The 15,782-nt window shown below is 73.4% G+C and carries 14 protein-coding genes; 9 read left to right on the forward strand and 5 right to left on the reverse strand.

Features of this window, described 5'->3' with window-relative positions:
* Nucleotides 1–376 precede the first annotated feature (376 nt).
* The 6 genes from ACSU6Z_RS15025 to ACSU6Z_RS15050 all read left to right on the forward strand — a co-directional run bounded on the left by ACSU6Z_RS15025 (nt 377) and on the right by ACSU6Z_RS15050 (nt 8,753).
* On the forward strand, nt 377–1,114 hold the full coding sequence (locus ACSU6Z_RS15025; RefSeq protein ID WP_437046035.1) for a response regulator transcription factor: 738 nt from the start codon (nt 377–379) through the stop codon (nt 1,112–1,114).
* Nucleotides 1,111–2,760, forward strand: a complete 1,650-nt coding sequence (locus ACSU6Z_RS15030; protein ID WP_437046037.1) for a sensor histidine kinase — start codon at nt 1,111–1,113, stop codon at nt 2,758–2,760. The genes ACSU6Z_RS15025 and ACSU6Z_RS15030 overlap by 4 nt, the downstream gene beginning before the upstream one ends.
* 13 nt (nt 2,761–2,773) lie before the next feature.
* Nucleotides 2,774–4,072 (forward strand): glycosyltransferase, encoded by a 1,299-nt coding sequence (locus ACSU6Z_RS15035; RefSeq protein WP_437046039.1) that lies wholly within the window; start codon nt 2,774–2,776, stop codon nt 4,070–4,072.
* A complete protein-coding gene (locus ACSU6Z_RS15040) occupies nt 4,069–6,246 on the forward strand; it encodes an ArnT family glycosyltransferase (RefSeq protein WP_437046041.1) in 2,178 nt (725 codons plus the stop codon). The genes ACSU6Z_RS15035 and ACSU6Z_RS15040 overlap by 4 nt, the downstream gene beginning before the upstream one ends.
* A 95-nt stretch (nt 6,247–6,341) precedes the next feature.
* On the forward strand, nt 6,342–7,859 hold the full coding sequence (locus ACSU6Z_RS15045; protein ID WP_437046043.1) for an MFS transporter: 1,518 nt from the start codon (nt 6,342–6,344) through the stop codon (nt 7,857–7,859).
* Nucleotides 7,860–7,991: 132 nt separating this feature from the next.
* Nucleotides 7,992–8,753, forward strand: coding sequence for a TetR/AcrR family transcriptional regulator (locus tag ACSU6Z_RS15050; protein WP_437046044.1), 762 nt, complete (start codon nt 7,992–7,994; stop codon nt 8,751–8,753).
* 15 nt (nt 8,754–8,768) lie between these two features.
* Here ACSU6Z_RS15050 and ACSU6Z_RS15055 read toward each other — a convergent pair whose 3' ends face one another.
* Complete coding sequence (locus ACSU6Z_RS15055; protein WP_437046046.1) at nt 8,769–9,239, reverse strand: PPOX class F420-dependent oxidoreductase; 471 nt, start codon at nt 9,237–9,239, stop codon at nt 8,769–8,771.
* 60 nt (nt 9,240–9,299) lie between these two features.
* Nucleotides 9,300–9,653, reverse strand: coding sequence for an STAS domain-containing protein (locus ACSU6Z_RS15060; RefSeq protein WP_437046048.1), 354 nt, complete (start codon nt 9,651–9,653; stop codon nt 9,300–9,302).
* 212 nt (nt 9,654–9,865) lie between these two features.
* Here ACSU6Z_RS15060 and ACSU6Z_RS15065 point away from each other — a divergent pair, with 212 nt between their 5' ends.
* Together ACSU6Z_RS15065 and ACSU6Z_RS15070 are read left to right on the forward strand one after the other, a co-directional pair.
* Entirely contained in the window at nt 9,866–10,618 is a 753-nt protein-coding gene (locus tag ACSU6Z_RS15065; RefSeq protein WP_437046050.1) for a GAF and ANTAR domain-containing protein, read from the forward strand.
* Nucleotides 10,619–10,654: 36 nt separating this feature from the next.
* Nucleotides 10,655–11,365, forward strand: coding sequence for a GAF and ANTAR domain-containing protein (locus ACSU6Z_RS15070; RefSeq protein ID WP_437046052.1), 711 nt, complete (start codon nt 10,655–10,657; stop codon nt 11,363–11,365).
* On the opposite strand, the gene ACSU6Z_RS15075 is transcribed toward ACSU6Z_RS15070, so the two are convergent.
* The 3 genes from ACSU6Z_RS15075 to ACSU6Z_RS15085 form a co-directional block, all read right to left on the reverse strand.
* Nucleotides 11,348–12,169 (reverse strand): YceI family protein, encoded by an 822-nt coding sequence (locus ACSU6Z_RS15075; protein WP_437046054.1) that lies wholly within the window; start codon nt 12,167–12,169, stop codon nt 11,348–11,350. The two genes, ACSU6Z_RS15070 and ACSU6Z_RS15075, sit on opposite strands and share 18 nt — an antisense overlap.
* Nucleotides 12,170–12,268: 99 nt before the next feature.
* Nucleotides 12,269–14,785 (reverse strand): MFS transporter, encoded by a 2,517-nt coding sequence (locus tag ACSU6Z_RS15080; RefSeq protein ID WP_437046056.1) that lies wholly within the window; start codon nt 14,783–14,785, stop codon nt 12,269–12,271.
* A gap of 13 nt (nt 14,786–14,798) precedes the next feature.
* Nucleotides 14,799–15,299 (reverse strand): MarR family winged helix-turn-helix transcriptional regulator, encoded by a 501-nt coding sequence (locus ACSU6Z_RS15085; RefSeq protein WP_437046057.1) that lies wholly within the window; start codon nt 15,297–15,299, stop codon nt 14,799–14,801.
* 206 nt (nt 15,300–15,505) lie between these two features.
* On the opposite strand from ACSU6Z_RS15085, the gene ACSU6Z_RS15090 reads away from it, so the two are divergent.
* The gene (locus ACSU6Z_RS15090; RefSeq protein WP_437046059.1) at nt 15,506–15,703 is read left to right on the forward strand and encodes a hypothetical protein; all 198 of its coding nucleotides are present in this window, start codon (nt 15,506–15,508) and stop codon (nt 15,701–15,703) included.
* The last annotated feature ends 79 nt before the right edge of the window (nt 15,704–15,782 follow it).

A 15,782-nucleotide genomic window follows, 5' to 3' on the forward strand; every position in this document is an offset into this window, starting at 1 on the left:
ACAGGGCCTCCTGCTTCCGCCTTCGCCCCGCCCCTGCCGGCGGTGTCCGGCGGGGTCCGGTCGAAAATCCTCCCGGAGGGCGTCGTCGGCGGCGGCGCCTGCTCCCGGAGGAGGGAGGCACGGACATGGACGTGTCCGGGGCTGCGGTGGCCGGCGCGCGGTCCCGAGCCGGTGTGGGCCGGTGATCAGCACACCGCGCTGACCTGGGGGAAGCGGACTTCCCTCGGGGGCGCGGAAGGAAGTGTGTGGAGGTGCGCGGGAGCGCGGGGACCCAGGACGGGCTCTTCCGACCGCCGGCCCGGGGAGTGCCGGTTTCTCAGGGAAATCACAGGTTGCCGAAAGAGCCCTCTCAGAGCGCTCCGACACCGTGTACGGCATGACCACGACCTCGCCCCAGGGGCGCACCGAACTGCTGAGGCCGGACGGGAGCCCCGTCCGGGTGCTGGTGGTGGACGACGAGATGTCGATCACCGAGCTGTTGTCCATGGCCCTGCGCTACGAGGGCTGGCAGATCCGCACGGCCGGGGACGGGCACGGAGCGCTCCGGACGGCGCGCGAGTTCCGGCCGGACGCGGTCGTGCTGGACATGATGCTGCCCGACATGGACGGGCTCACCGTGCTCGGGCGGCTGCGCCGCGAACTGCCCGACATACCGGTGCTGTTCCTGACCGCCAAGGACGCCGTGGAGGACCGTATCGCCGGGCTGACCGCCGGCGGGGACGACTACGTCACCAAGCCGTTCAGCCTGGAGGAGGTCGTCGCCCGGCTGCGCGGGCTGATCCGCCGCTCCGGTGCCGCCGACCGCCGCGCCGACTCGGTGCTGGTCGTCGGTGATCTCACCCTCGACGAGGACAGCCACGAGGTCACCCGGGGCGGGGACAGCATCCACCTGACCGCCACCGAGTTCGAGCTGCTGCGCTTCCTGATGCGCAATCCGCGCCGGGTGCTCAGCAAGGCGCAGATCCTCGACCGGGTGTGGTCCTACGACTTCGGCGGGCAGGCCAACGTCGTCGAGCTGTACATCTCCTACCTGCGGCGGAAGATCGACGCCGGGCGGGAGCCGATGATCCACACCCGGCGCGGCGCCGGTTACCTGATCAAGCCCGCGGCGTGAGGGCGGGACGGCGGCCGTGGCCGCGGCGGCGGGCGCGCACGCCGCGCACGCTGCGGACGCGGCTGGTCGTCGTGTCGGTGGTACTGATCGCCGTGGTGTGCGCGGTGATCGGCACCGTGACCACGCTGGCGCTGCGCTCGCACCTGTACGAGCAGCTGGACGGGCAGCTCAGGGAGGTGGCGGCGCGGGCGTCGGGGAAGTTCGGTCCGCCCGACACCCCGGAGGGCGGGGCCGTGCCGCCCGGGCGGCAGGTCATGCGGATCGACCTGACCGACTTCGTCACCAGGGGACCGCAGCCCAGCGGCACCCTCGTGGCCCGGATCGAGGACGGCACCGTCACCGAGGCCGAGGTCGGGAAGACGTCCACGACGGGCCTGCAGATCGACGCCGAGGCGCTCACCGGGGCGCAGACGGAGGCGCTGGCCGCCGTCGCCCGGGACGGCCGTTCGCACACCGTGGACCTGCCGGAGCTGGGCGGGTACCTCGTCCGGTACGCGTACGGCGTCAACGGCGACTTCTACGTGGCCATCCCGACCGCCCAGGTCGACGGCACCCTCGAAACGCTCCTCCTCATCGAGGCCAGCGTCACCGCCGCCGGACTCGTCGCCGCCTCCCTCGCCGGCACCGTCATCGTCGGCGTCGCGACCCGGCCCCTGCGCCGGGTCGCCGACACCGCCACGCGCGTGGCCGAACTCCCGCTGCACGCGGGGGAGGTGAACCTCGACGAGCGCGTCCCGGAGTCCGAGTGCGACCCGCACACCGAGGTCGGCCGGGTCGGTGCCGCGCTGAACCGGATGCTGGACCACGTGCACGGCGCGCTCCACGCCCGCCAGCGCAGCGAGACGCGGGTACGGCAGTTCGTCGCGGACGCCAGCCACGAGCTGCGCACACCCCTGGCCTCCATTCGCGGGTACGCCGAGCTGACCCGGCGCGGCGGGGAGCGGGTCGGCCCCGACACCCGGCACGCCCTGGGCCGGATCGAGTCCGAGGCCGCGCGGATGACCCTCCTCGTCGAGGACCTGCTGCTGCTCGCCCGCCTGGACGCCGGGCGGCCCCTGCGGTTCGAGCGGACCGACCTCGTACCGCTGGTCGTGGACACCGTCAGCGACGCCCGCGCGGCCGGGCCGGACCACACCTGGCGGCTCGACCTGCCGGACGAACCGGCGCACGCGTCGGCCGACCCGGCCCGGCTCCAGCAGGTCCTGGTCAACCTGCTCGCCAACGCCCGCACCCACACCCCGCCCGGGACGACCGTCACCGCGCGCGTGCGGCACCGCGGCGCGTGGCTGTGCGTGGACGTCGAGGACGACGGTCCGGGCATCCCGCCCGGACTGCTCCCGCACGTCTTCGAACGGTTCGCGCGGGGCGACTCGGCGCGCAGCCGCGCCACCGGTTCGACCGGTCTGGGGCTGGCGATCGTGCAGGCCGTGACGGCCGCGCACGGCGGTGCCGTGACCGTGGACAGCGTGCCCGGGCGGACGGTGTTCACCGTCCGCCTCCCGGCCCTCCCGGCGGGCCCCTCGGCCCCTACGGACCGTCACCAGGCCGTCCCTTCCCACCTCTTGGGCCCTCCGTCCCTCCCGGCGTGCCAGGACGGTTCACAGTCACACCACAGCCGCACCACACGGGCGCGACAGGGGAGGTGAGGAGAGTCGGTCCATGCGAACCGACTCTTCTCCCGGCACCCTGCCGGCGCGGGAGCACCTCCCGGCCGCGGCAGCCGGCACGCCTGTCCTGGACGTAGTGATCCCCGTCTACAACGAGGAGAAGGACCTCGGGCCGTGCGTGAGCAGGCTGCACGAGCACCTCGCGCGCACCTTCCCGTACGGGTTCCGCATCACGATCGCCGACAACGCCTCCACGGACTCCACGCCGCAGGTGGCGGCACGACTGGCGGAGCGGATCGCCGGGGTGCGGTCGGTGCGGCTGGAGCAGAAGGGCCGCGGCCGGGCCCTGCGCGCCGTCTGGTCCGCCTCGGACGCCCCGGTCCTCGCCTACATGGACGTCGACCTGTCCACCGACCTCAACGCCCTGCTGCCGCTGGTCGCCCCGCTGATCTCCGGCCACTCCGACCTCGCGATCGGCTCCCGCCTGGCCCGCAGCGCGCGCGTGGTGCGCGGCGCCAAGCGGGAGTTCATCTCCCGCACCTACAACCTCATCCTGCGCGGCTCGCTCCAGGCCCGCTTCTCCGACGCCCAGTGCGGCTTCAAGGCGATACGCCGGGACGTGGCGCGGGAGCTGCTGCCGCTGGTGGAGGACACCGGCTGGTTCTTCGACACGGAGATGCTGGTGCTCGCCGAGCGGGCGGGGCTCAGGATCCACGAGGTGCCGGTCGACTGGGTCGACGACCCCGACTCGACCGTGCACATCGTGAGGACGGCCACCGAGGACCTCAAGGGCGTGTGGCGGGTCGGCAAGGCCCTGGCCACCGGCGCGCTGCCGCTGGACCGGCTCGCCCGGCCCTTCGGCGACGACCCGCGCGACCGGGAGATCAAGGGCGTACCCAGCGGCCTGGCCCGGCAGCTCGTCGGGTTCTGCGCCGTCGGCGCCCTGTCCACCCTCCTCTACCTCCTGCTCTACAGCGGCTTCCGCCTGGTCACCGGCGCGCAGGCCGCCAACGCGCTCGCCCTGCTGGTCTGCGCGGTCGTCAACACCGCCGCCAACCGGCGGCTGACCTTCGGGGTGCGCGGTTGGGGCGGCGCCGTACGGCACCAGGCGCAGGGGCTCGTGGTCTTCGCCATCGGCCTGGTCCTGACCAGCGGCTCGCTCGCCGCGCTGGACGCGGCGTCGGCCGATCCCGCGCACTCCACCGAACTGGCGGTGCTGATCGCCGCCAACCTCGCGGCGACCGTGCTGCGCTTCCTGCTCCTGCGGGCCTGGGTGTTCCCGCGGACGCCGGCCGCCCCGCACCAGCCGAACCGGTTCCCCGCCGACGCCGGCCACGGGAGCACGCGATGACCGCGGACCACGCCCCGACGGCCCTGCCGGGGAACGTCCCTCCCGCCCCCTCGGCCCCGCCACCGGCCACCGCAGGACCGTCCCCGGTGCGGCGGCTGTGGCGCGGCCGGCCGGAGGACCCCCGCTGGGTGCGCCCGGCCCTCCTCGGCCTGCTGCTGGCCACCGGCCTGCTCTACCTGTACGGCCTGAGCGCCTCCGGGTACGCCAACTCCTTCTACTCGGCGGCCGCGCAGGCGGGCAGCCGGTCCTGGAAGGCGTTCTTCTTCGGCTCGTTGGACGCGTCCAACGCCATCACCGTCGACAAGCCCCCGGCCGCGCTGTGGCCGATGGCGCTGTCGGTGCGGGTGTTCGGGTTGAACGCGTGGGCCGTCCTCGTCCCCCAGGTGCTGATGGGCGTCGGCACGGTGGCGGTCGTGTACGCCGCCGTGCGGCGCCGGTCGGGTCCCGGCGCGGGGCTGCTCGCGGGCGCGGTGCTGGCGCTGACGCCGGTGGCGGCGCTGATGTTCCGGTTCAACAACCCCGACGCGCTGTTGGCGCTGCTGATGTCCGTCGCCTGCCACCTGGTCGTGCGGGCCCTGGAGGACGGCCGCACCAAGTGGCTGGTGTGGGCCGGGGCCGCGATCGGCCTCGCGTTCCTCGCCAAGACCCTCCAGGCGTTCCTGATCCTGCCGGCTCTCGCCCTCGCCTACGGGGTGTGCGCCCCGGTGCGGCTGCGCAAGCGGCTGGCCCAGCTGGCGCTGGCGACCGCGGCGCTGGTGGTCTGCGGCGGCTGGTGGGTCGCGATCGTGGAGCTGTGGCCCGCCTCCTCCCGCCCGTACATCGGCGGCTCGCAGCACAACAGCTTCCTCGAGCTGACCTTCGGCTACAACGGCCTGGGCCGGCTCAACGGCGAGGAGACCGGCAGTGTCGGCGGCGGTGGCGGCGCGGGCGGCGGCCGGTGGGGGGAGACCGGCTGGGACCGGATGTTCAACTCCGAGGTCGGCGGCCAGATCAGCTGGCTGCTGCCGGCGGCGCTGATCCTGCTCGTCGCGGGCCTGGTCCTCACGAGGAAGTCCGGCCGGACCGATCCGGCGCGCGGCGCGTTCCTGGTGTGGGGCGGCTCGCTGCTGACGACCATGGCCGTCTTCAGCTACATGGCGGGCATCTTCCACCAGTACTACACGGTGGCCCTCGCCCCCTACCTGGCGGCCGTCGTCGGCATGGGCGCGGCGGCCCTGTGGGAGCGGCGCGGCTCGACGGGTGCGTCGCTCGCCCTCGCCGCCGCCCTCACCGCGACCGCGGCCTGGGGGTACCTCCTGCTCGACCGCACACCCGACTACCTGCCGTGGCTGAGGTGGCTGGTCCTCGTCGGCGGTCTGGCCGCCGCCCTGGGGCTGGTCTTCGCGGGACGGCTGGGACGCCGGGCGGCGCTCGCCGTGGCGGGGCTCGGGCTGGTGGCCGCGCTGGCCGGGCCGGCGGCGTACACCGTCAGTACGGTCCAGGTGGGCCACAGCGGTTCCATCGTGACGGCCGGTCCGGCGGGCGCGAGCACGCGGGGCGGCGGCCCGGGCGGCGCGCCGGGCGCCGGCCGCGAGGGCGGTCCGGGCGGCGGCTTCCCCGGCGGGGGCACGCCGGGCCAGGGGCAGAGGCAGGGCCAAGGCGGCGGTGCCGGGCAGGGGCAGGGCCGGAACCAGCCGGGCGGCGGGATGCCGGGTGGCGGCCCGGCCGCGGGCAACGGCGTGCCGGGCGGCGCCCCGCCGGGCGGCGCCACGGCCGGCGAGGGCGGACGGACGGGCGGCGCCGGTGGCGGCGGCATGGGCGGCCTGCTCGACGGCGCCCAGGTCGGGGCCGAGGCCGAAAGGCTGCTGGAGGCCGACGCCGGCCGGTACACCTGGGCCGCGGCGGCCGTCGGCTCGCAGAACGCGGCGAGCTACCAGCTGGCCACGGGTGAGCCGGTGATGGCGATCGGCGGCTTCAACGGCACCGATCCCTCGCCCACCCTGGCGCAGTTCAAGGAGTACGTGGCGGACGGCAGGATCCACTACTTCATCGCGGGCGGCGGCATGGGAGGCGGTCCGGGCGGCGGCTCCGGCAGCTCCGCGCGGATCGCCTCCTGGGTGGCGGCCGGCTTCGAGAAGGTGACCGTCGGTTCGGCCACCTTCTACGACCTCACCCGGCCCACGAGCGGCGGCTGACGGTTCCGTGCACCGCGAGGGGGCGGCGGCTTCGGCCGCCGCCCCCTCCGCATTTCTGTTGTACGCCGTATAGGACCTGTTCTACGCTGTATGGCATGACGGCATCCCCCCAGGAACGGCTCCCGGAAGAGCCCGGCCGCGCGGCGCGGCCCCAGTCGCCGCCGCAGGGCCACCCGCAGCGCTGGCTGATCCTCGGTGTCATCTCCCTCGCCCTGCTCACCGTGGTGATCGACAACACCGTCCTGAACGTCGCCATCCCCTCGCTCACCCGCGAGATGGACGCGGCGACCTCCGACATCCAGTGGATGATCAACGCCTACTCGCTGGTGCAGTCCGGCCTGCTGCTCACCGCGGGCAACGCCGCCGACCGCTACGGCCGCAAGAAGATGCTGTTCGCGGGCCTGGCCCTGTTCGGTCTCGGTTCGCTGGTGGCCGGGCTGGCCCAGTCCACCGGCCAGCTGATCGCGGCCCGGGCCGGCATGGGCATCGGCGGGGCGCTGCTGATGACCACCACCCTCGCCGTGGCGATGCAGATCTTCACGCCCGAGGAGCAGCCCAAGGCCATCGGCGTCTGGGCCGCCGTGAACTCCCTGGGCTTCGCGGCGGGCCCGCTGCTCGGCGGCTTCCTGCTGAACCACTTCTGGTGGGGCGCGATCTTCCTGATCAACCTGCCGGTGGCGGCGCTGGGCCTGATCGCCGTGGTCGTCCTGGTCCCCGAGTCCAAGAATCCCCAGGGCGACCGCCCCGACCTGCCGGGCGCCCTGCTCTCCACGACCGGCATGGCGTCCCTCGTCTTCGCGATCATCTCCGGCCCGGAGCACGGCTGGACGTCGGCGCGGGTCCTGGTCCCGGTGGCCGTGGCGGCCGCGGCCCTCGGCTCCTTCGCGTACTGGGAGAACCGCATCCCGTACCCGATGCTGGACCTGCACTTCTTCCGCAACCGCCGCTTCACGGGCGCGGTCTCCGGAGCGGTGCTCATCACGTTCGGCATGACCGGCGCCATGTACCTGCTGACCCAGCACCTCCAGTTCGTCCTCGGCTACGACGCGCTGGAGGCCGGCCTGCGGACCTCGCCGCTGGCGCTCACCTTCGTCGCGCTGAACTTCACGGGGCTCGCGGCGAAGTGGACGGCGAGGCTGGGCCTGCCCGTCTCCATCGCCCTGGGCATGGTGCTGACGGCGGCCGGCCTGGCGGCGATCGCCCTACTGGCCTCCGGCGGCTACGCCGGCACGCTGCTGGGGCTGGTGCTCATCGGCGTGGGGTGCGCGATCGCCAGCCCCGCCATGGCGCACGCCGTCATGAGTTCCATCCCCCCGGAGAAGGCAGGAGTGGGGGCCGGGATCAACGGCACGCTCGCCGAGTTCGGCAACGGGCTGGGCGTCGCGGTGCTGGGCGCGGTGCTCAACGCGCGGTTCGCGGCGCTGGTGCCGGTGACGGCCGGTTCGCTGCCCGCGGCGCTGGCCTCGGCGGACTCGGCGGCGGAGCGGGAGCGGATCACCGACGCGTTCTCCTCCGGCCTGCAGAGCAGCCAGCTGGTGGGGGCGGCGGCCGTGCTGCTCGGCGGGCTGGTCGCGGCGGTGCTGCTGCGCCGGGCGGAACGGACGGCCGCCTAGGGAACCGGGTGGCGGGGCGCCGGGCGGACGCCGGCAACCGCGCCCGCCCGGCAGGACCGCGGGCCGGCCCGGCCGGGCGCCGCCGAGGGGCGCCTAGCATGACCGGCGTAGGCGAGTCGAGGAAGGTGCGCCATGGCCGAGGCAGTCCAGCGGGTGACGCAGACCAGTGTCTGGCTGAAGGACACGGCGCGCCGGGGCGGGCGCGGCGGCGGGCAGCCGTCGGGACTGGACCGCGACCGCGTCACCGAGGCCGCGGTCCGGCTGCTGGACGCCGAGGGACTGGCGAAGTTCTCCATGCGCCGCCTGGCCGCCGAGCTGAACGTCACGGCGATGTCCGTCTACTGGTACGTCGACACCAAGGACGACCTCCTCGAACTCGCCCTGGACGCGATCACGGGCGAGATGGACCTGCCCGGCCCGCAGGCCGCCGACGAGGACTGGCGCGAGCAGCTGCGCAAGCTGGCCGCGGAGTACCGGGCCATGCTGGTGCGCCACCCCTGGGCGTCGCCGCTCGTCGGCACCTACCTCAACATCGGGCCCAACAACCTGGAGTTCTCCCGCGCCGTGCAGCAGGTCGTCCGCAGGACCGGGCTGCCGGAGCACCGCCTGGCCGGCGCCATCGCCGTCGTCTTCCAGTTCGTCTACGGCTTCGGCACGATGGAGGGCCACTTCCGCGCGCGCTGCGCGGCCACCGGGATGACCGAGGACGAGTACTTCCGGCACGCCATGAGCACGGTGAGCCGGGCGCCGGAGGCCTCCGGGCTCATCGAGGAGTCGAAGGACCTCATGGCGGCCCGCGGCGGCGACACGGTGGTGGAGATGTGGGAGCGCGACTTCACCTTCGCGCTGGACCTGGTGATCGCGGGCATCGAGGCGATGGTCGCCCGCGGCTGAGCGCCGGCGTGCCGGTCACTCCCCCTCCACCAGGCGCGCCGGGAAGCCCCCCGTCGCCACCGGGCCCCAGCGCTCGGGCGTGACCCGGATGATCGACTTGCCCTGCCGGACCATGGCCCGCCGGTACTCGTCCCAGTCCGGGTGCTCGCCGGCGATGTTCCGGTAGTACTCCACGAGCGGCTCCACCGAGTCGGGGGCGTCGATCACCTCCGCCGTCCCGTCGATCTGCACCCAGGGGCCGTTCCAGTCGTCGCTGAGCACGATGAGGCTGACCCGGGGGTCCCGCTTGGCGTTGCGGGTCTTGGCGCGTTCCGGGTACGTGGAGACCACGATCCGGCCCGAGTCGTCGACACCGCAGGTCAGCGGCGATCCCTGCGGGCCGCCGTCGGCCCGCCGGGTCAGCAGGATCGCGCGGTGCCGGGGCCGTACGAAGTCCAGCAGCTCGTCCAGGGGGACACGGGTGTTGGTCGCGATGTTCGGTGCCATGGGATCAGCGTAGGGCGCGGGCGCGGGCGCGCCGGGAGCCGGCGTCCCGGGACAGCACACCTAGGGCCACAACGCCTCCGTCAGGTTGTCGTACACGGGGACGTCGCGGCGCAGGCCGGTCAGCTCCAGGACGCGGCTGGCCACGCCGTCCGCACGCGCCACGACCCGGACGCGGGCGCGGGGGTGCAGCCGCCGGCGTATGTCGTTGACGAGGCGGACGCCCTGGGAGTCCATGAACCGGGTTCCGGTGAGGTCCAGGACGAGGAGCCGGAGCCGGTGGTCGTGGGGGTCGACCGCGGACAGGACGAGGTCCAGCACCTCGTCGACGTTGCAGAAGTCGATCTCGGGGGGCAGGGCGAGCAGGGTGCAGCCGGGCGGGAGGCACGACCGGCACTGGTTCGGGAGGAAGGTCACGGAGACTCACCTGACAGACTCGCGTCCGGATTCCGGTTAGGCCGCTTCCTGACCCACCCGCCATTCCATCACGGGCGGCGGCGGGTGCGGAAGGCGGACCGTCGGCCGGGCGTCACTCCGGTGCGACCGAGCAGTTAAAGTGCTGTATGTCCTGTGCTCGCAGTCAGGAATGTGCTGCGGAGCTCTCCTGCGCACGGCCTCATCCGCCGTGCATGCCGAAGAGGTTCGTGGTGGCTGCGTCCGAGTTTGATGATTCGCCCCGTTTTCCCGAGGGCTCCGCCGGCGTCGAGCTGGCCGAGGCCCTGACGGCGGTGGCCCGGCAACTGCACGAGACGACCACCCCGCACGGCACCCTGAGCGCCGCCGTCCGCCTGGCCGTGCGCTTCATGCCCGGCGCCGAACACGCCGGCATCTCGGTGATCGAGCGCGGCGGCCGCCCGCACAGCGGCCGGCGCCGCGCCCTCGCCTGGACCGACGAGGCCGTACGGTCCGCCGAGTCCCGGCACGGCGACCGGGGGCCGCTCCCGCACTGGGAGCGCCTGTGGACCACGCCGGTGGCGCGGATAGAGGACAGCGAGGCCGACGGCGACGCCGGTGGCCTGTCCGCCCTCGGCCTGCGCTCGGCGCTGTCCCTGCGGCTGCGCGCCGACCGGCGCAACCTGACCGTGCTGACGGCCTACGCCAGCAAGCCGCGGGTCTTCGACGAGAACGCCACCCGCATCGGCCGGCTGTTCACCGCGCACGTCGGCATCGCCCTGGACTCGGCGACCGTGCGCGCGCAGCTCACCGAGGCCATGCGCACCCGCGACCTGATCGGCCAGGCCACCGGCATCCTGATGGAGCGGCAGAACATCGACGCGGCGAGCGCCTTCGAGAGCCTGGTGAAGGCCTCCCAGCGGGAGAACGTGAAGCTGCGCGACCTCTCCCGCCGCATCGTCGACGCGCACGGCACCACGGCCGGGTGAGGAGTCAACGAGCGTTGAGGGGATACACGTACGGCCATGAGACCCGAGACCCCCCAGACCTCGGAAACACTCGATCAGGCGATGGTGCGCAGCCAGGGCCTCGACACCCTGCTGCGCGACCTGACCGACCGCGCGGTGCAGGAGGTCCCCGGCGCCGTCGCGTGCAGCCTCACCGTGCGCCGCGCCGACCGCCTGATGACCCTGGCCGGCAGCTCCGGCCTGCCCAGCGGCCTGGACCTGCGCCAGTACGAGAACGGCTCGGGTCCCTGCGTGGACGCCGCCGAGACGGGAAGACCCCAGTACGCCGCCGACCTGGCCGTGGAGACCCGCTGGCCGCCCTACACGGCGTACGCGCTCGCCGCCGGCGTCCGCTGCGTGCTGGCGCTGCCGCTCGCCGTGGAGGGCGAGACGGGCGCCGCGATCAACTTCTACGGCGTCGAGCCCGGTTCGCTGGGCGAGAGGACCGACGTGGCCCGGGCCTTCGCGCGGCGGGCCGCGGACGCCGTCGCCACCGCCCTGCGCATCGAACGGCAGCGGCAGTCCGCCGCCGACGTGCGCGCCGCCCTGCTCTCCCGCAGCGTCATCGACCAGGCCGTCGGCATCCTCATGGCCCGCGAGCGGATCGACGCCCGGATCGCGCTGGAGCGCCTGCGCCGGGTCTCGCAGGACTCCAACGTCAAACTGCGCGACCTGTGCAGCGACCTGGTGGCCAGGACGGTCCGCGCCGGGTCAGACGGCCGGCAGTGACTCGCCCTGCACCGCCTGGACGTCCAGCTCCACCCTGAGCGTCGTGCCGATGGCGGCGATGCCGGCCTGGAGGACCTGGTTGTAGTTCATGGCGAAGTCCTCGCGGCGCAGCTCCGTCGTCGCGCGGAACGCCGCCCGGGTGCCGCCCCACGGGTCGGCGCCGGTGCCCAGGTAGGCCAGGTCCAGGTCGACCGGCCGGACCACGCCGTGCAGGCCGAGCTCGCCGTGGACGGTCCAGCGGTCGGTGCCGGCCCGCGTCACGCCGGTGGAGCGGTAGGTGATCTCCGGGAAGCGCTCGACGTCAAGGAAGTCCGCGGCCCTCAGGTGGGCGTCGCGCGTGCCGTTGCCGGTGTCGATGGACGCCGCCTGGATCACCGCCTCCACGCGGGACTTGGTGACGTCGTCCGGGGCGATCTCGATGGTGCCGGAGAAGTCCGTGAACCGGCCGTGCACGCTGGAGATCCCCAGGTGCTGGGCGACCGCGGCGACATTGGAGTGCGCCGGGTCGATGGTCCACGGTCCCGGTGGCGGCAGTTCGGTACCGCCCTGCCGGGCCAGCGTCACGGTGCCGACCTCGGCCCGCCCGCTCGCGGTGACGATCGCGCTCGACGCGGCGGGCGCGTAGCCGACGGCCGTGACGATGACGGTGTACGCGCCCGGCTCCAGCGGCGTGGTGTCCCGCACGGCGCCCTCGGCGTCGGCCTCGGCGCGCAGCACCTGGGCGCCGGTCATGTCGGTCACCGTGACGACCGCGTGCGACACGGCCCATCCGTCCCTGGTACGGATCCTCGCGGTCAGTCCCATCCCGTTCTCTCCCTGAAAAGCGTTGCAGAAGGGTCGCTATGAGGCCGGCCCGCGGCGGACGCGCTCCGAGCGCGCGCCCGCCGCGGGCCGGGGTGTTCGTCACTCGCCGGGGTGGGCGAGCTCGATGTCGTGGCCGTCGACGCCCGGGCCGCTGACGGTCAGGGCGGTCGCCACCGGCGGGTAGCCCGTCGCGATGACGGTGTACTCGCCGCCGTCCAGGTCGGTGAAGGCGTACGCGCCGTCCGGTCCGGTGGTGGCGGTGCGGACCACGTTGCCGGCCGCGTCGACCAGCGTCACGCGGGCGTCGGCCAGCGGGCCGTGCGGGGCGCGGACGACGCCCTGCAGGCGGGCGCCGGCGTCCAGGTCGATCTCGACGCGGGTGACACCGGTGCCGCCGACCTCGACGGGCAGCGCGCGCGGCCGGAACCCGGCGGCGTTGACCGCGACGGTCACCGTCCCCGGCACCAGTTCGGCGAGGGAGAACTCGCCCTGCTCGCCGGAGGTGGTGGTGGCCAGCAGGTCGCCGCGCACGTCGGTGACGATGACCATGGCGTCCTTGACCGGCTGCCCGGTCTCGGCGGCGCGGACCAGGCCGTTCAGGCCGCTGGTGCCGCTGAGCAGGATGTCGTACGCGACCGGCTCGTCGTTCACCACGATCGTGGACGCCTGCGGCTGGTAGCCGTCGGCGGAGGCGATCAGGACGTACGAACCCGCGCCCGGCGCGTCCACCGCGTAGGAGCCGTCGGCCTGCGCGACCGACCGGCCCAGCTGCCTGCCGCCGAGCGAGATCAGCGTGACGGCGGCCTGCGGCACGGGCGCGCTCTCGGCGCCGCGGACGAAGCCGCGGACCGGTGTGCCGCCGGCGGCGGGCCCCTCGGAGCCGGCCGCCGCGGCGGCGGCCGCGGGCTTCTGCGTGTCCGTGGCGGGCGCGGCACCGTCGTCGCCGGCCGGGGCGGCCGGCTCACGCCGGGCGGTGGCCTCGGCCGGGGCCGGGGCCGCCGGGGAGGCGGTCTGCGAGGCGGTCTGGCCGGACTGGGCGAGCGCACCCGACGTACGCAACGGGACCTCCTTGATGAACAGCGTCACGAGGAACGCCAGGAACGCGATGGGGGCGACGTAGAGGAAGATGTCGCCGATGCCGTGTCCGTAGGCGCTCTCCAGCCAGGTGCGGATGGGCGCGGGCAGCAGGTCCATGTCCGGGATCTGGCCGGAGTCCATGGCCTTGCCGGCCGCCATCCGCTCCTCGGGCTTGAGCTGGCCGATGGTGTCCTGGGCGTAGTGGCTGATGCGGGTCGACATCACGGAGCCGAGCACCGAGACGCCCACCGCACCGCCGAGGGACCGGAAGAAGGTCACGACGGAGGACGCGGCACCCAGGTCGTTCGGGGCCACCTGGTTCTGGGTGCAGAGCACGAGGTTCTGCATCATCATGCCGACACCGAGGCCCATCAGCGCCATGTAGACCGCGAGGTGCCAGTACGGGGTGTCGTAGCGCATGGTGCCCAGCAGGCCCAGGCCCGCCGTCAGCAGCACGCCGCCGGCCAGCAGCCAGCCCTTCCACTTGCCGGTCTTGGTGATGATCTGACCGGAGACCGTGGAGGAGATGAACAGGCCGCCGATCATCGGGATCGTCATGACGCCCGACATGGTCGGGGACTTGTCCCGGGCGAGCTGGAAGTACTGGCTGAAGTAGACGGTGCCCGCGAACATCGCGATGCCGACGAACAGCGAGGCGAGCGACGCCAGGGTGATGGTGCGGTTCCTGAACAGGCGCAGCGGGATGATCGGCTCGCTGGCCTTCGACTCGACGAGGACGAAGACCGCGGTCAGCGCGATCGCGCCGCCGACCATCACGGCGGTCTGCCAGGACATCCAGTCGTACTTGTCGTCCGCGAAGGTGACCCAGACCAGCAGCAGGCAGACGGCCGCGGTGATGAAGAAGGCACCGGCCCAGTCGACCTTGACCGTGCGCTTGACCATCGGCAGGTGCAGCGTCTTCTGCAGCACCACCAGCGCGATCAGCGCGAACGGCACGCCCACGTACAGGCACCAGCGCCAGCCGAGCCAGCTCGTGTCGGTGATGACGCCGCCGAGCAGCGGGCCGCCGACGGTCGCGACCGCGAAGGTGGCGCCCAGGTAGCCGGAGTAGCGTCCGCGCTCGCGCGGGGAGATCATCGCGGCCATGATGATCTGCGCCAGGGCGGACAGACCGCCCGCGCCCAGACCCTGGATGGCCCGCGCGGTGATCAGCATGCCCGGGTTCTGCGACAGGCCGGCCACGACGGAACCGACGACGTAGACGCAGAGGGCTATCTGGACCAGGGCCTTCTTGCTGACCAGGTCGGCGAGCTTGCCCCACAGGGGAGTCGAGGCCGTCATCGCCAGCAGCGAGGCGGTCACGACCCAGGTGTACGCGCTCTGGCCGCCGCCGAGGTCACCGATGATCTCGGGCAGGGCGTTGGAGACGATGGTCGAGGACAGGATGGCGGCGAACATGCCGAGCAGCAGCCCGGAGAGCGCCTCCATGATCTGCCGGTGCGTCATCGGGGCGTCCGAGGAGGCGCCTCCCCCGTGCTTGGCATGAGCCCGCACACCGGCTGGTGTGGTCGTTGCCATGGACTTCCTTTTCTTACGTGGTGATCGCGGGTGTACGGGTGGACTGGTCGGCCACGGGTGGTGTGGCGGCCCGGTTCGGCGTGAACCGGCAGTCGTCGAAACTCGCCCTGAGCCGTGCCATGAGCCGGGTGAGCTGGCCGACCTCCTCGTCGGTCCAGTCGCTCAGCCGGTGGGCGAGCAGTTGGGTGGTCCGCTCGGACAGCTCGTCGAGCTGCGCCACGCCCTCGGGTGTCAGCCGCAGGATGCGCGAGCGCTTGTCGGCGGGGTCCGGGGAGCGTTCGATCCAGCCCCGCTCGACGACGTGCGCGACATGGCGGCTCGTGACCGACATGTCCACGGCGAGCAGCTCCGCGAGCTTGCTCATGCGCATGTCGCCGTGGCGGCCGAGCAGCGTCAGGACGGCGGCGGACCCGCTGGGGCAGTCGGCCGGCAGGATGCGGCCGAGCTCCCGCTTCACGGCGCCGAAGGCACTGAACTGACGGATCAGCTCCTCGTACTGCGCCTTCCCGGCCATTCACACCTCCCGTGTTTATTGCTTAGAGCAACCATACGAGTGTTTGGTTGCCGCAGGCAAACAAATTGAGGGGGTCCGGCACAAAAAGTTGGCAAAGGCAAGTATTGCGAACGTAAATATGCAGGTGGGGGCGGGTTCGGTCGCGTCGGCCGGTCCGCCCGCCCCGCGCTTGGGCGGCACCCGCTCATTCGCTAGGGTCTCGGGCCATGGCTAACAACCAGGGCCCCCAGGGCAATTACGACCCCGCTGGCAGCACCCAGATGTTCCGCGCGTTCGTCGACGAGGGCGCCCCCGTCCAGTCCCGGCAGGCCGCCGCCCCGGCCGGGCCCCGCATCGGCCTGATCGTCGGCGTCGTGGTCGCCGTGGCGGTCGTCGCGGCCGTGGCCTGGCTGGCGCTGGCGTAACGTGCGACGGCGGGCCGGCGCGCCCGCTCCGGACGGACGACCGCCGCCGCGGTGCCCTCGGGGCGCCGCGGCGGCGGGT

This window comes from Streptomyces sp. enrichment culture, assembly GCF_964273145.1.
Classification (GTDB): Bacteria; Actinomycetota; Actinomycetes; order Streptomycetales; family Streptomycetaceae; genus Streptomyces.

Coding starts and splice junctions, on each gene's coding strand:
- ACSU6Z_RS15025 (WP_437046035.1), top strand. CDS start 377: ATGACCACGACCTCGCCCCAGGGGCGCACCGAACTGCTGAGGCCGGAC.
- ACSU6Z_RS15035 (WP_437046039.1), top strand. CDS start 2,774: ATGCGAACCGACTCTTCTCCCGGCACCCTGCCGGCGCGGGAGCACCTC.
- ACSU6Z_RS15040 (WP_437046041.1), top strand. CDS start 4,069: ATGACCGCGGACCACGCCCCGACGGCCCTGCCGGGGAACGTCCCTCCC.
- ACSU6Z_RS15045 (WP_437046043.1), top strand. CDS start 6,342: ATGACGGCATCCCCCCAGGAACGGCTCCCGGAAGAGCCCGGCCGCGCG.
- ACSU6Z_RS15050 (WP_437046044.1), top strand. CDS start 7,992: ATGGCCGAGGCAGTCCAGCGGGTGACGCAGACCAGTGTCTGGCTGAAG.
- ACSU6Z_RS15055 (WP_437046046.1), bottom strand. CDS start 9,239: ATGGCACCGAACATCGCGACCAACACCCGTGTCCCCCTGGACGAGCTG.
- ACSU6Z_RS15065 (WP_437046050.1), top strand. CDS start 9,866: ATGCCGAAGAGGTTCGTGGTGGCTGCGTCCGAGTTTGATGATTCGCCC.
- ACSU6Z_RS15070 (WP_437046052.1), top strand. CDS start 10,655: ATGAGACCCGAGACCCCCCAGACCTCGGAAACACTCGATCAGGCGATG.
- ACSU6Z_RS15075 (WP_437046054.1), bottom strand. CDS start 12,169: ATGGGACTGACCGCGAGGATCCGTACCAGGGACGGATGGGCCGTGTCG.
- ACSU6Z_RS15080 (WP_437046056.1), bottom strand. CDS start 14,785: ATGGCAACGACCACACCAGCCGGTGTGCGGGCTCATGCCAAGCACGGG.
- ACSU6Z_RS15085 (WP_437046057.1), bottom strand. CDS start 15,299: ATGGCCGGGAAGGCGCAGTACGAGGAGCTGATCCGTCAGTTCAGTGCC.
- ACSU6Z_RS15090 (WP_437046059.1), top strand. CDS start 15,506: ATGGCTAACAACCAGGGCCCCCAGGGCAATTACGACCCCGCTGGCAGC.